This window comes from Shewanella mangrovisoli (assembly GCF_019457635.1).
In the GTDB taxonomy this organism is placed as follows: Bacteria; Pseudomonadota; Gammaproteobacteria; order Enterobacterales; family Shewanellaceae; genus Shewanella; species Shewanella mangrovisoli.
In genome coordinates this window covers 3,660,442-3,674,431 of record NZ_CP080412.1, presented here as the reverse complement: position 1 = coordinate 3,674,431, position 13,990 = coordinate 3,660,442, and the positions used below count along the sequence as shown (strand labels likewise).

Sequence of the window (13,990 nt, the reverse complement as noted above, 5' to 3'; positions counted from 1 at the left end):
AAGGGATTAAGATGAAATACGTTAACCGATTAACTGTGATAGCAGGTTTATTACCCCTAGCCCTCGCATTACCAACCTATGCCGAACCCGAGTTGTTTGTCGCCCCCTACGGTGGTTACAGTTTTGGCGGCAGCTCGTTCGATATCAATGAACTCGATGCAGACAAGGCTGAAACCGATAATAAGCAGAGTGTGGGTATCGAAGAGGCGAGCCATTACGGCATCATGTTAGGGATTGGCACTAACGATCCCGGCAATATCTACCTGCTCTACAGTCGTCAATCCTCCGAGCTGAAAAGCGGCGGTCTGTTTACCCCTGACTTAGTCGCCTCCTTAGATGTGGACTATATCCACCTTGGCGGCACTTTATTCTTCCCAAGTGGTGATTTTCAGCCCTACATTACCGCCAGTGCGGGGGTGACTCGGATGATGCCCGATGATTGGTCAACGGAAACCCGCTTCTCCATGGGCATTGGTGGCGGCGCCGAATACCGCATGACGCAAAACTTCGCGCTGTTTGCTGATCTGCGCGGCTATGCCACCTTTATCGACAGTGACAGCTCACTTTTTTGTAATGAAGACCAATGCCTTTGGCATGTGACATCGGATGTGATGTGGCAAGTGCAAGCCAATCTTGGGGTCAAACTCAGTTTTTAATTCCCCTGCTTATGGGCAAGGCGCAAACGCAGTTAAGAGGTAAAGATGAAAATAGTCGTACTCGATGGTGAAACCTTAAACCCTGGGGATTTAACCTGGCAAGCGGTCAGCGCATTAGGGGACTTTAGTTGTTTTGCCCGCACGCCCTCGACCGAGATTATCCCCCGCGCTCAGAATGCCGAAATTGTGCTCACCAATAAGACGCCCCTCGATGCCAACACCTTAGCTCAATTGCCTAAGCTTAAATATATCGGTGTGCTCGCTACCGGCACTAACGTGGTGGATCTCGCCGCCGCAAAAGAGTTAGGCATAGTGGTCACCAACGTGCCCGCCTATGGCCCAGATGCCGTTGCGCAAATGGTGTTTGCCCATATTTTGCATCACACGCAGGCCGTTGCGGCGCACCATCAAGCCGTTGCCGCAGGGCAGTGGAGTAATTGCAGTGACTTTTGTTTTACCTTAATGCCGCTGCAATCCCTCAAAGGCAAAACCTTAGGCTTGATTGGTTATGGGGATATTGGCCAGCAGGTCGCTAAACTCGCTTTAGCCTTCGGTATGAAGGTGTTAGTCAATACCCGCACCGAACCTAGCGATTTACCCCAAGGTGTGAGTTGGACATCCCGTGATACGGTATTCAAGGAGTCCGATATTCTCTCGCTCCACTGCCCACTCACCCCAGAGACAACCGAGCTAATTAATACCCAAACCCTCGAATTAATGAAGCCGCAGGCGCTACTGATCAACACCGCGCGCGGCGGCTTAATCGATGAGGCTGCGCTGGCGGCGGCATTAGCGCAGGGCAAAGTCTTTGCCGGCGTCGATGTTCTCTCAACCGAACCACCGAGTGCGGATAATCCGCTACTCACTGCGCCGAATATCAGTATCAGCCCCCACAATGCCTGGGCGACCAAAGAAGCACGGCAGAACTTATTAAATATCGCGACGGCAAATCTCAGCGCCTATATAGCTGGCGAGCGAGTTAATTGGGTGAATCCATAAGGGCGGGTTAACTTGTTTCAGTAGGAAACGTTTTCATTCCAAAGAAATGCAGTTGGAATTGAAGGGGGAAAAATGTGTTGGATAGTTCCCTTAACGGCATAAAATTTGGGGGGAGACGATATTTAAGTGCTGAGTTATAGGTGAGCCATGGTATTCGCTCATCGACACGCAGCGAGTCCATCCTTGGACGCTCGACCGCCCCGTCCGTGGGGCGGACGGTCGTCTCGCAAACCACCATGGCTCACCTGTTTAGCATCGGCGTCGCATGTGAGTATTAACAAAGAAATACACCGCATGTTTTGGGACAAGAGTTGGCCAGAAATAGTGGGGCAGCAAAACCTATTGGATTAGTTTTATTGATTGGATGGGGTAATCAATCAATAAAACTCAAATATCGCCGAAGAAATCAGCGCGTATAACCCAAATATTCCTCCTGAGGTGTTCTCTGTTCGCTCCAGCGCCCGGTATACTCCCCTGGCCTTTGTCTCATATCAGAATGCGTTAGCACCAGCCGCCGCTTGGCACGTGATACCCCCACAAAGAAAGCGCAGCGATTAGCGTCTTGATCACCAAAAAAAATCTCGTTCTCAATTGCCATCATTATCACTGAATCGTACTCAAGCCCCTTGCTTTTATGGATGGTTAGAATACTAACTGCTTGGTCATCAGAGAATCGATTTAACGCACTCAACAAGTCAGCATCAATCCTTCTCAGCTCATTTATACGATTACGAGTTTCGATTGCTATCTCGTTAAGCCGCTCTTTTGACTCGTAGTCTGGTGATAAAGATGCAGCAGTTTCAACGCCAACGAACTTCAAGAATGAACGAACTCTTTCCCACCAAGACGAATATCGGTCTCCACCAATATCCTGTTTAGCAATTGCTTGTCTTTCTCGGCGAATAAACTGACCAAGGGTTTGCTTAGCACTTGAAGAAGACTCCTCATCCTCGAATGGAGTAAGGAGCTTAGACAATGTTCTCCAGGCTTCTGGGCAACGTTCCCCATAGAGACATTGAAGGTAATCAACGATGAGTCTGGCCAGCGGCTCGCTGGTAATATCTTGCATCTGCTGTTCATTACGATAAGGTACGCTACGGCTTTCAAAAGCCGCCATAAGTGGAGCAGCGTACAACTCGAGTTGTTTTGAGATTAGGATGGCTATTTCAGAAGTTGGCACCTTTTCGTCTCTAATCCACATTGACACAGTATCTGCTATCCATTCAGCTTCACTGGCACACGTATTAAACTTTAATGAACTGATTTCTCCTCCCTGACCAGTGAGTTGCTCATCGGGCATGATAGATGAGGGGTCCAGAGTACGAATTATCTCGTTCTGTAAACGCAGCAATGTCGGCTGCGACCGAAAGTTTCGATACATGTTTAAAGGTCTAGCTCCAAAATCTCTGGAAAACTGCAGAAAAATGCCTTCCAGAGCACCGGCCCAACCCATTATTTTTTGTTTAGTATCACCAACTGCCGTAAGACGCGCACCCGTTCCAAGAAAAGCTAATTTAACCAACTCATATTGCTGATTGGTGCAATCCTGAAATTCATCTAGAAACACATCACTATATGTTTGCCTAATTGCGTTTCTGGCAACCTCTGAACTCTGTAGAATTTTGATTGCTAAAGGAACAAGATCAAGAAATAGTATCTGCTGATGTCGAATTTTAGTTTCACCAATCGTATAACCGATATTCAGAGCATCATTTCCAGTGAGTACCACCCTAAATCTATCAATAATGCGCTTTGCAAATGCGTGGAAAGTGTAACTATCGAGGCGAGAACCTAATTCAGTACCACATCGACGCAATACTCGTTCTTTCAAGTTCTTACTAGCATCAACCTTGAAAGAAATCGCTAAAATTCGTTTTGGGTATCTTGATACTCCAGTCCGTAGAAGGAAATCTGCTCTTTGAGCCAACATTTCCGTTTTTCCGGCCCCTGGTCCTGCAGTAAGTGCCAGAGATTGATTCTGTTCTGTTGCGGCGATGTAAGCATTGGGTTCTAGTTGCAATCCATCCGAAGGTTTCCAAGAGTCTATAGCTATCATTCTGGTATAGCCTCTAGTCGCTCTTTAACTACACGCGCCAATCGGTTTATCGACTCAGGTATGTTTTGGAGTATCTCTTCATCAGTTAGTTTGGCAAACGCTTCGATATGTGACGCAGGTTTACTCCCCAGTTTGAACCGTTGATGATAGCTGTTAAACAGCTTTCGCTCATCATCACTGTATTGTTCAAAGTTGAAATGACTTTTACCCAATACAGCCTTAATTGTGGATTCTTCAGGGTCTTCCTTCTGCACATCGTAGGCTTCTGGATAAGCAATTAGCATCGAAAAATCCAAGTCCATCGGAAAGGAAAAATACACCCCGCGCTCTTCTAAGGCAGCACAATAATTTTCATAGTCCCTAACCATGTGTTTAGGACTGTTCCACGAAGGTATCACATGATTTGCTGGAAGGACTTTTGTGGGGTTAAATACCGCTAATTGATCATTCACATATTTAATCCTTCCCCAGCCAGCTTGATATCGAGCAACATCGAGGTCAAGCAGAGTTATGTAGGGGATTTCCAATGCTGATAAAAGTCGCCAAAAGTGGTTTACGTGCCGCCCACCGAGAGGGGCCACTGTTATGGCTGACTCATCAATTGGGATACCTTTGGCGGCAAGAAGTCTAGGAAGAACTATCTCTTCACTATCGCCCTCTCCAAGCACGACTAGGCGAGAGAAATATATTTCAGGAAACGCTTGGACAGCTTGCCGGACAAATTTGTGCGCTTCATCCTTGGTTGATGGCATCAGAATATGCTTCACCTGAGTGTTTCGAGAAGCATCAAGACGTAGGTAACGAATGTCCTCTGGTTTTACACGACGTAACATTGAAGGAGCATGAGTAGCAATCAAAGCTTGGGCATCACCACTGTTTGTCATTTCCTTTATTGCATTAACTATGCGACCTAGATAGTGAGGCGAGAGGCTATTTTCTGGCTCTTCCAGAGCAATCACTGTAAAAACTGGTGGCTTGAGCTTCTCAACATCGAATGATTCATTGGCTCCACTGAGAACGGCTTTATTGACCAATTGGGATGACAAAACCAAGGAAAGATACAGCATCGATTTTTGACCATCGCTCAAGCGAGTGAAATCAACGAAGCCCTCGTCATGTCCTGGGCCAAATGAAATCGAAGTATGTCTCAGTAGGGCTTCGATTTCCGATGCGGCAAATGTAACCTTAGGATCAGTGAAAAAGTTTCCTTTATGTAGTTTGTTCCACGTTGATGTTAGTCCTTGGCTCAGAGCCATAATGGAAGGATTCTCAACTAAACTACCTGTTATTTCACCTGCCAGCCGACTAATGGTTTCTCGCTCATTGCCCCACTGAATTGCGCGTAACATCCTTCCCAAAATAGCGTTAGAACCATAGGTTACATGGTCGGCAGGATCGCGTCTGGCTGGTAAGTAGTGAACATGGATATGGTTGCGTTCACCGCGGGGTACCTTCGCACAACTAAGTGGGGAGTCATCAGGGTTAACTTCAAGCACATAGTCAAATGATTCTTCAATATCCCCATCAATTCCCATTCTAGCCGTAAGGCGATAGCGAACTCTGGGCAAACCATCAGGAGTGTCCAACCTCATATGTCCAAAATGGGGGGCCACTGTACAACTATCAGCACCCTCTCTCAGCTCAGGAAAAGAAAACTCAGCTTCAAGCCAAAGTGTCCGTTCCTCCGGAACCTCTTCTTCTTTCAATGGCACGTTAAAGTCAGAGCGCTGGATTCTACGCATAGCAGGGTTGAAACCAAACATGCGGCTCAGAGCCAGTAGGGCTGCCGTTTTACCTGAACCATTTGGGCCAATTAAATAGGTCATGTCATCAAGTGTAAGAGTGGTTGGTTCTGGTCCGAACGATTGAAAGTTCGATAGCCGGATAAAACTTAGCTTCATGTTCTTCCTCAATAAAACCATGTGCTGATATGACATTCAAATAATGCATCTTTTTAAACATGCTTTCAATTTATAATCAACGTCTTATAGTGTTTTCATTGAGAGTTGGAGACTGCTAGATTTTTACGGCCTAGATGTTCTGATTTCGATAAGTTTTAGTAATGGGATGCTATGTCCCAAATGAATGTGCGGATATTGAGTCTGAATAACTTTGGGGCAAAAGCTTTTAGCCAGATGAACAGTTCGATGGTCGTAAAGATTGCCATTGTTGCAACAGTGACCGTTGGCGGCATGGCCGCTCTTTCACATCCATGTGAACGCGGCATTTACACTTCCATGTGTTGCAGATGCCGCCGTCGAGCCTATAGGGATACTTCTTGTTAAATAAAGAGGCGGCGTGTCACTGGGGAAGCAATGGCAATTAATAGCAGTGTTAAGGTTCGTTAGAGTATTTCTAATCTTGAAATAATTTGAGTCTTTAATATTCAGAATCATGCTTTATAACTTCTACACTTAACCGCATAAGTGTAGAGGCTGGAATATTCGCTCAGCTTTAGCGCCTTTCTTGGTGATATAAGAAAGGCGCTTTGTGTTTTTACTGTTTACGCTTTCTTCTGCGCCACGCGTAAGCGCCGAGTAGGGCGGCGATGATGGCAAAGCTAACGGCCACAGGCTTTTTGAGTTTGTGGTAAATCGCATTCCATTCGGCGATTTGGTTGGCCTTTTCCCGTTCGACGGCGCGGTCAAAGTCTGGGGTTTCACACTGCGTACCAAAATTCTCCGCCCAAGGCACAAAGGGACCGTTGGCGACGTATTTTTTATAGTAGCGGCGGGCGAGTTCATCATCGCGATATAACACCCAACCTGTGGCTTGGCACAATAGCGCAGCATTGGCTTGGCTGTTGTGGGGCACGAGATCGGCTGCTTTGTTTGCCAACTCGGCGGCTTGGTAGCGATAGTGGAAACGTTTATCGGGAATCGCTTGGCTGGCACTGATGCGTTGCTGCTCTTTATCGCTGAGCTTATCCGCTGCATACCAATCCCTTAAGTCGAACATCCCAGCGTAAATCGAATAATCCGGTGCTAATTCAAAGCCTAAGATTTCCATGCCTTGATGACGCGCGAGTTCGGCGGCAGTCCAATAGGCGCGGGCGCTCTCAATGCCCTTGCTACTCTTGGCTGTGCTCAGCGCCTTGCCATATTCCTGCACGTTGGCATTGAGTGTGGGATTACTGAAATAAGCTGGAGCTTCAGCAATCGCCCCTTCACGCAGTAAGCGGCGGCCCAGTAAGTAACGCAGGCGATTGTTGAGTGGCTCGACACTGTCATACCAATCGCTGTCTTTGGGATACTCGAAATTCATTACCGGCACATGCTCGTCGATAAACAGCTTAAGCTCGGCGGTAGTAAGCACGCGCTCGGCCACATAGGCAATATCCTGCCAATACTCATCACCACTGGCGAACAATTGGCTGAGGGCATCGACATATTCGCCACGCTCGAGGGATAACACGCCCTGCTCGGCGCGAATACGGCAATAGGTGGCTTGTTGGGCATCGGCGTCGATGGCTTGTTGTTGGGTATCCTTAGCATTTAAATGCTCAGTACCTGAAGTCGCATCGGTTGGAAAATGATGCACTGCTTGGGCATAGGCCTTAGCCGCTTGGGCTTGGTCACCCTTTTGCAGCATAAGCTTCGCTGTGAGCCACCAAGTTAAGCCGCTCGGTTTGGCGAGTGCCAGCATGCGCTCGGCGCTGGCATAGTCACCCAATTGGTAGTAAATCGCTGCTAACTTATCGCCCTGGCTCAGTACTACACCATCGGTTGGGAATACGGTGAGGATTTCGGCAACCTTTTGGCCCATGTCCATCAGTTGTCCGTCGAAGGCGAAATCATTGGCACTGCTCTGCCAGTAGGCAATGAGCAACTGTTGCACACTCGGCTGCTGTAATAATGGTTTTAGCTCATTGATATTTTTAGACATTAAGCTGCGGCTTAACATCAGCAACGAATCATAACCGCTACTGTCGCCCTGCACCGACTGGGTGGCATAGAGTTCAATAACCTTATCTAAGGTGGCAGGATTTAAGGCTACATCTATTTTAGGCGGCTCATATTCCCCACGAGTGACTTCAATTTGAGCTTGGCCTTGATGTAGCAGAATATAAGCCTGCTCGCCAAGTCCTGCCAAGCTCAAGCGCAGTGGATCGGCGGCGCCTTGGGTCACCTCAGTTTGTAGTTGCTGCAAATAAGCATTGGCTTGGACAAAATGGCTATTATCGTTGGCGGTTTTGCTTTTTATCAGCTCGATACGAGACAAGCTATACAGTGCCCACAGGCTGCGACCCGCGCGCTCACTCTCAGGTAGGGCGATGACTTTTTTAAAGTAATCGCTGGCCTTATCGTACTCTTTGAGATCAAACGCCATGGCACCAAGGCTGTACCAGGTTAAGGCGGGCGCTAAGCCCTCTTTTAACTGCGCGGCGATTTGCTCGGCCTCTGCCAAGCTTTGCGCATCACGCAGGCTATTGACTAGCGCGAGCTGAGCCTCGGATAACTCGCTGTTTTCATAGGCGCGAGTCTGGGAAAGATAGCGACTATGCACCTCGTCCCAGAGGTATTCCTGCGCCGCAGGTTCATCTTGAAACTGCCAAGCCAGTGGTTTGGCTAAACCGCTAAGCTGTTGGCTAAAACTGGTTTGTGGTAAATAGCTTAGGTTATTCTGCCTGTCTTGGGTTAATTGCAGCGGAAAGTCTGGGCCACAGGCTAACAGTGCGGGGGAGAAGAGACTTAAGCCAATCAGGCTGGTTTGTTTGAATTTGGTTTTCCAGCGAGGGAGAGGATTCGCTGACAATGAATGTGGCTTATGGCGCATAAATTCCCTGTAAATGTAATGACTCACAACGTGCCCAACCGATAACTCTACGCCCGTTTGGGCTTAGCTCGACCGCTGAGATTAAATTCGGCGCAAAGTGCGAGGAGGCAGGCTCTGCTGCGCGCTCCGTTGAGGTGGCTTGCGGTAACTGCCACACTAATGTTCCTTGGGTTAATTTGGCTTGATAACCGTTTTGGGCATCATACCCGCTGCACGCCTGCGCCGCTAGGGACAACTGGCCCGGCAACTTGCCCGCAATATTGCCCTTATTGACTAACACTAATTGAAATAAGCTGGTTTTCGGTGCCTCATGTTGGGCAGGCTCAGTATTGGCTTGGTTTAAGATTTCTAGCTCAATCTGCGGGGCGAGTGGTTGCTGCTTGGCGACCGCAATCAGGGTCGAGAGTGGCCAAACCCGTTTATCCCCTTCTAGGGGTAATCGAAACCAAATCATCCCCTTAAGCCTTGGGTCGGCAAAAGTGTGCAGTTTTTTAACGAAGGACTGCAACATCTGTGGATCGGCCATCAATTCCTGGCGCGCTACATGCTGCGAAGATGCTGAGTCTGCCAATGGCATTCGCATCGGCACTTCACTCTCCACTCGATAACCCGATGCTGTGCTATACACCGCCGAGCCATAGGACGGCAGGGCGATGAGGTAGGGCACCTTGGCTAACCGTGACAGCTGCTCGACCCACTGCCAACCCTGCGTGGCATCGAACAACCCTAAACGTGGGTCGCTGACACTGTGAATTTGCAGTACCAGCTCATTGATATTGTCAAACAGCGACGGAAACTCTGTGCTGCTCAACCAAGCGGGCAATGAGGTAATGCTAAGTTTAAGTGTTTGGGGTAATTGGCTTTTTAACTCGCGTAAAAAGGCGTTATAGGCCGCGAGTTTACTGCTGGCGCTATCGTGGTCGATTTCAATTCCCGCAAGCTTGGTGCCCTTTGCCTGCCAATCTTGAATGAGCGCGAGGATTTTTTGGAGAGCTTCGTGATTATTAAGGCGCGTTAGTTGGCCATCTAATCTTATTACCGCCACTTTAGGGCGAGGATCGGCCTGTAACCAAGCATGGTTGACCTGCACTTCAAACCAGATATCCGCGCCATTGGGTTTGGGGTGGGCTTGTAATGCCAAGATGCGCACGCCATTAAATGTGCTTTGGCTTTCGATCAAGGCGTTTTGATTGGCATCGCGCCATTGCCGCTGCCACACATACACCTCTTGGCTTAATTCACGCTGGGCGGAGGTGTCTGTTTTTATGCTCAATGTATCTTGATTCGCAGGTTGACAGGCACATAGGAAAACTAAGCCAAAGGATAACGCCAGTAACAGGGAAAGGGGGCGATGTATCGCTTGCAAGGATTTTGAGCGCCTAGGCTCAAAGTGCTTGAGCTCAAAGAGCTTGGACTGAAAGCGTCTAGAGTGAAAGCACCTAGATTGAAAGCGCTTAGAGTGAAAGAGAGTGGAATAACGACTGCGTAAATCCATGGGATAAGAGTAAAAGCCTAGCGTGGAGCATGCCAAATAGAGGACTACTATGCCTCAAAACCACCTTGGATTGCATCAGGCTTTTGCATTAGACGCGAAATCAATTGGGGTAGAAGTGGTATGGCGGTTAACTCGGCTTAAACGCCTTAATAAAGCGCCCTGCAATAGTGCTGGGCGCGGTGCTAATCACGATACTGAACACTAAGGTGTCGGCGATAAGTCGTTAAGCAGATAAGCCTAGAAAATCACTTTTACCTTAGATGCACTATCCAGCGCTTTGTTGACTGCGCTTTCAATATCCTTATCACGGGCGAGGGCAACCCCTAAACGGCGGCGACCATCGATTTCAGGCTTAGCGAATAATCTGAGCTGAGTATTCTCTGCGGTCAAGGCATCGGCAAGACCTTGATAGCGAATGTTTTTCGACTTGCCTTCCACCAATACTACCGCCGAAGCGCTGGGGCCATGTTGGTGGATATTTGGAATCGGCAGACCAAGAATCGCCCTAACATGCAGTGCAAACTCGGATAAATCTTGGCTAATTAAGGTGACTAAACCGGTATCGTGCGGACGAGGCGAGACTTCAGAGAAATACACATCGCTCCCCTTCACAAACAGCTCGACCCCAAATAAGCCATAACCGCCGAGGGCTTCAACCACTTTGCTTGCGATTGCTTGGGATTTTGCTAGCACGTCGGCCGACATGGCTTGAGGTTGCCATGACTCGCGGTAGTCGCCATCTTCTTGTCTATGGCCAATTGGCGCGCAGAAGTGGATGCCATTCACTGCGCTAATGGTCAGCAGGGTAATTTCGTAATCGAAGGGGATAAAGCCTTCGACAATCACACGGCCACCACCCGCGCGGCCGCCTTCTTGGGCGTATTGCCAGGCTTTGGCGCTTTGGGCCAGATCACGGATAACACTTTGGCCCTTGCCCGATGAACTCATTACGGGTTTGACCACGCAGGGCACGCCAATCTTGCCAATGGCTTGATTAAACTCGGTTTCAGTGTCGCAGAAGAAATAGGGCGAGGTTGGAAGGCCTAGGGTTTCGGCGGCGAGGCGACGAATGCCTTCTCTGTCCATGGTCAGTTGAGTCGCACGTGCTGTCGGCACGACATTGAGGCCTTCTGCTTCCATCTCGACCAAGGTTTGGGTGGCGATTGCTTCAATTTCGGGGATCACTAAGTGGGGCTTTTCTAGCTCGATAATGGCGCGAAGCGCTTTAGCATCGAGCATATTGATCACATGGGAGCGATGGGCAATTTGCATGGCAGGGGCATTGGGATAACGATCGACGCCAATCACTTCAACACCTAAGCGTTGGAGCTCGATGGCGACTTCTTTACCTAGCTCACCGCAGCCAAGCAACATGGCGCGTCGAGCGCCCTCTGTGTAGGGAGTTCCTATCATGGTGTGGGTACCTTTTTATATTGGGATAATTGACGCCTTTGGACGTTCTTGGGCCATAGTTTACCCCGATTGGCGCTAAAGCATGAGACTGAAATTAACAACTGTGTTTTCGATCAAGCTATTTAAGAGCGATTAGTACTTGGCATAGTAAAAGTCCTGTTCAGTCTCTGGTTTTATGTTAACTTTTCGTTTCATAACGGATTATGGAAACCTAAGATGCAAGACATTCGCGATTTGACCGCTGTACTACGCTCTAAAACGCCCATCGTAGTAATTGAAACCTATGAGGAATACCGTGTTGTAGACATGCTTAAGCGGGTGGCGAATGTGCTCTATCAACCCTTATTTACTTGGAGCATTACCCAAGGGCTGACGCGGGTTGATAAACCCATGGCGGCGCAGAAATTTAATACTGAACCTAGCGATATCCTAGGGCAGATAAAATCGACGACTCAGCAGGGCATCTATGTGCTCTGTGATTTTCATCCCTTTGTGGTTGATGCGCCAAAGAATATTCGTTTGCTTAAAGAAATCGCCCTCGAATATGATGCGCTGCAACACACGCTGGTACTGGTGAGTCATGCCTTTGAGATCCCGCCCGAAATTAAGCGTTATTGCGCCTATTTTCAGCTCACCCTGCCGAGCACCTCCCAGCTTGAGAACTTGATTTACCTTGAAGTGGATAAAGTGCGCGGCCAAGGCATGCCGCTCACTGTGGATGATAAAGCCGTGGGTAAACTGGCGGAAAACCTGCGCGGTGTGACTTTAGATGATGCCAGACGGTTGATCCACAAGGCCATTGTGGATGATGGCGCCATTACCCATTCGGATGTCGATCTTATCAACAAAGCCAAATTCCAATTACTCGATCTTAACGGTGTGCTGCAATTTGAATACGACACCAGTGATTTTTCGCAGATTGCCGGATTACATAATCTCAAGAAATGGTTAAAGCAGCGCGCGCCAGCGACGCAGGCAACCACAGATGACAAGGCTACGGTACAACCCGATGCGCCAAAAGGCGTGTTATTACTCGGAGTGCAGGGCAGCGGCAAGAGTCTTGCGGCCAAAGCGGTCGCGGGCGTATGGCAACGGCCTTTGCTCAGGCTCGATATGGGCGCCTTATATAACAAATACATAGGCGAAACTGAAAAGAATCTGCGCAACGCCCTCGAGCTGGCCGATATGATGTCGCCCTGCATCCTTTGGATTGATGAAATAGAGAAAGGCTTAAGCGGCAGTAGCAGTGATGAGGGCACTTCGACCCGTATTCTGGGCACACTGTTAACTTGGATGGCGGAGCGTAAGTCAGAGGTGTTTGTGGTCGCCACCGCTAACGATATTCAAGCCCTGCCGCCCGAGCTGATGCGTAAGGGGCGAATGGATGAAATCTTCTTTGTCGATTTGCCCGACGAGGCCATACGTAAGGCTATTTTCCTGATCCATTGCCAGCGCCGTGGTATCGATGTGACTCGGCTCGACCTTGCACAGCTATCGCGCCACAGCCAAGGGTTTTCGGGAGCTGAAATCGAGCAGGCCGTGATCGCCGCCATGTACAGCGCCCGCAGTTTAGCGCGAACGCTCGACCAAGACATGTTGTTAGAAGAACTGACCAAAACCAAACCTTTATCCATAGTGATGGGCGATAAGATTAATGCCCTAAGGCAATGGGCTGCAGGACGCACAGTCAATGCCCATGAGTAGCAACTTAACCCGCGATGAGTGCTCGCGGCGTATGGGGCCAAGCCTTATTCGCCATAAAGCGATTTTAGATTTTAGTATTGGCTTTTGGTTGGGGAAGAGTTGGATATCAGCGCCGTCGATGTTAACTTGCTGGTCGATATGGATTATTTAGAACTTAAACGGCAATTTTTTAGCATGAGTAATATTCTCCGTTCGAGTCGTACAGCATGATAAGCAGGGATGAGATGAGTTTCGAGCAAGAGTTTACAGAAAAAGTCGGTGGCTACTTAGATAAGCTCACCGATGAGTTACAGCCCATTCTCAAGCAATTGATTGAGCATGATTATCCCCAAGAGGTAGCCACGCTAGCATTTGAAGTCTTTGTCGATGGTTTTTCATCCCAATTCCCGGTGCGGGTATTTTTTATGGATATCGATGGCAAGGCTGCATACCCCTCGCCAGTTAATCCTCATTTACTCGATATAGACCATGTTTATCCAGATGAATTTGAAGAGGAATATATTGAAAAGGATGAAGATCTTGACCCTTGGCAGATTGCGACAAACGCGCTTATTGAATGGTTCTCCCAGTGCTGGATTGCCGCGGGTGGTCAAAGCTTTAAATTAAACGCCAATATTGCTCCCCATGATAGCCACTATGAGTTCAATTTAGTCGAGTGTCAGTGGCAAGAAAGAGGTTAACTCGCTTGAAGTTAAGTACTTAGCTGTTGTGGTTCTTGGCGTAATACTCTGCATTGTGGAGCTGTGACATTGCTATCCTGCGCCTCTACATCGGACGTTAACTTATAAAAAACTAATAGAAATCTAAGCTGACATTAGCTTCCTGCAAATCTTGTCTTTGCTTACGTTACGCTTTGCTTACTCATGCTACGCGCCTTCTCGATACAAGAAG

At 48.4% G+C, this 13,990-nt stretch carries 9 protein-coding genes; 4 read left to right on the top strand and 5 right to left on the bottom strand.

All coding sequences use genetic code 11. The features are described 5' to 3' along the window. The first annotated feature begins 11 nt into the window (after positions 1–11). Together K0H60_RS16065 and K0H60_RS16060 are read left to right on the top strand one after the other, a co-directional pair. Positions 12–656, top strand: coding sequence for an outer membrane beta-barrel protein (locus tag K0H60_RS16065; protein WP_220056345.1), 645 nt, complete (start codon positions 12–14; stop codon positions 654–656). A gap of 45 nt (positions 657–701) precedes the next feature. Then, the gene (locus K0H60_RS16060) at positions 702–1,655 is read left to right on the top strand and encodes a D-2-hydroxyacid dehydrogenase (protein ID WP_220056344.1); all 954 of its coding nucleotides are present in this window, start codon (positions 702–704) and stop codon (positions 1,653–1,655) included. Between the two features lie 406 nt (positions 1,656–2,061). Here the strand turns inward: K0H60_RS16060 and K0H60_RS16055 are convergent, their stop codons facing one another. The 5 genes from K0H60_RS16055 to purT form a co-directional block, all read right to left on the bottom strand. Further along, positions 2,062–3,711: a UvrD-helicase domain-containing protein gene (locus K0H60_RS16055; protein ID WP_220056343.1), complete on the bottom strand. Its 1,650-nt coding sequence runs from the start codon at positions 3,709–3,711 to the stop codon at positions 2,062–2,064. Then, positions 3,708–5,612, bottom strand: coding sequence for an ATP-dependent nuclease (locus K0H60_RS16050; protein ID WP_220056342.1), 1,905 nt, complete (start codon positions 5,610–5,612; stop codon positions 3,708–3,710). The genes K0H60_RS16055 and K0H60_RS16050 overlap by 4 nt, the downstream gene beginning before the upstream one ends. Before the next feature lie 595 nt (positions 5,613–6,207). After that, positions 6,208–8,487: a tetratricopeptide repeat protein gene (locus K0H60_RS16045; RefSeq protein ID WP_220056341.1), complete on the bottom strand. Its 2,280-nt coding sequence runs from the start codon at positions 8,485–8,487 to the stop codon at positions 6,208–6,210. Beyond that, complete coding sequence (locus tag K0H60_RS16040; protein WP_220056340.1) at positions 8,477–9,982, bottom strand: DUF3142 domain-containing protein; 1,506 nt, start codon at positions 9,980–9,982, stop codon at positions 8,477–8,479. Before K0H60_RS16040 ends, K0H60_RS16045 begins: the two co-directional genes overlap by 11 nt. A 237-nt stretch (positions 9,983–10,219) precedes the next feature. After that, complete coding sequence (gene purT, locus K0H60_RS16035) at positions 10,220–11,395, bottom strand: formate-dependent phosphoribosylglycinamide formyltransferase (protein WP_220056339.1); 1,176 nt, start codon at positions 11,393–11,395, stop codon at positions 10,220–10,222. Between the two features lie 216 nt (positions 11,396–11,611). On the opposite strand from purT, the gene K0H60_RS16030 reads away from it, so the two are divergent. After that, a complete protein-coding gene (locus K0H60_RS16030) occupies positions 11,612–13,099 on the top strand; it encodes an AAA family ATPase (RefSeq protein ID WP_220056338.1) in 1,488 nt (495 codons plus the stop codon). Between the two features lie 224 nt (positions 13,100–13,323). Then, the gene (locus tag K0H60_RS16025; RefSeq protein WP_220056337.1) at positions 13,324–13,779 is read left to right on the top strand and encodes a hypothetical protein; all 456 of its coding nucleotides are present in this window, start codon (positions 13,324–13,326) and stop codon (positions 13,777–13,779) included. Positions 13,780–13,990: the final 211 nt, after the last annotated feature.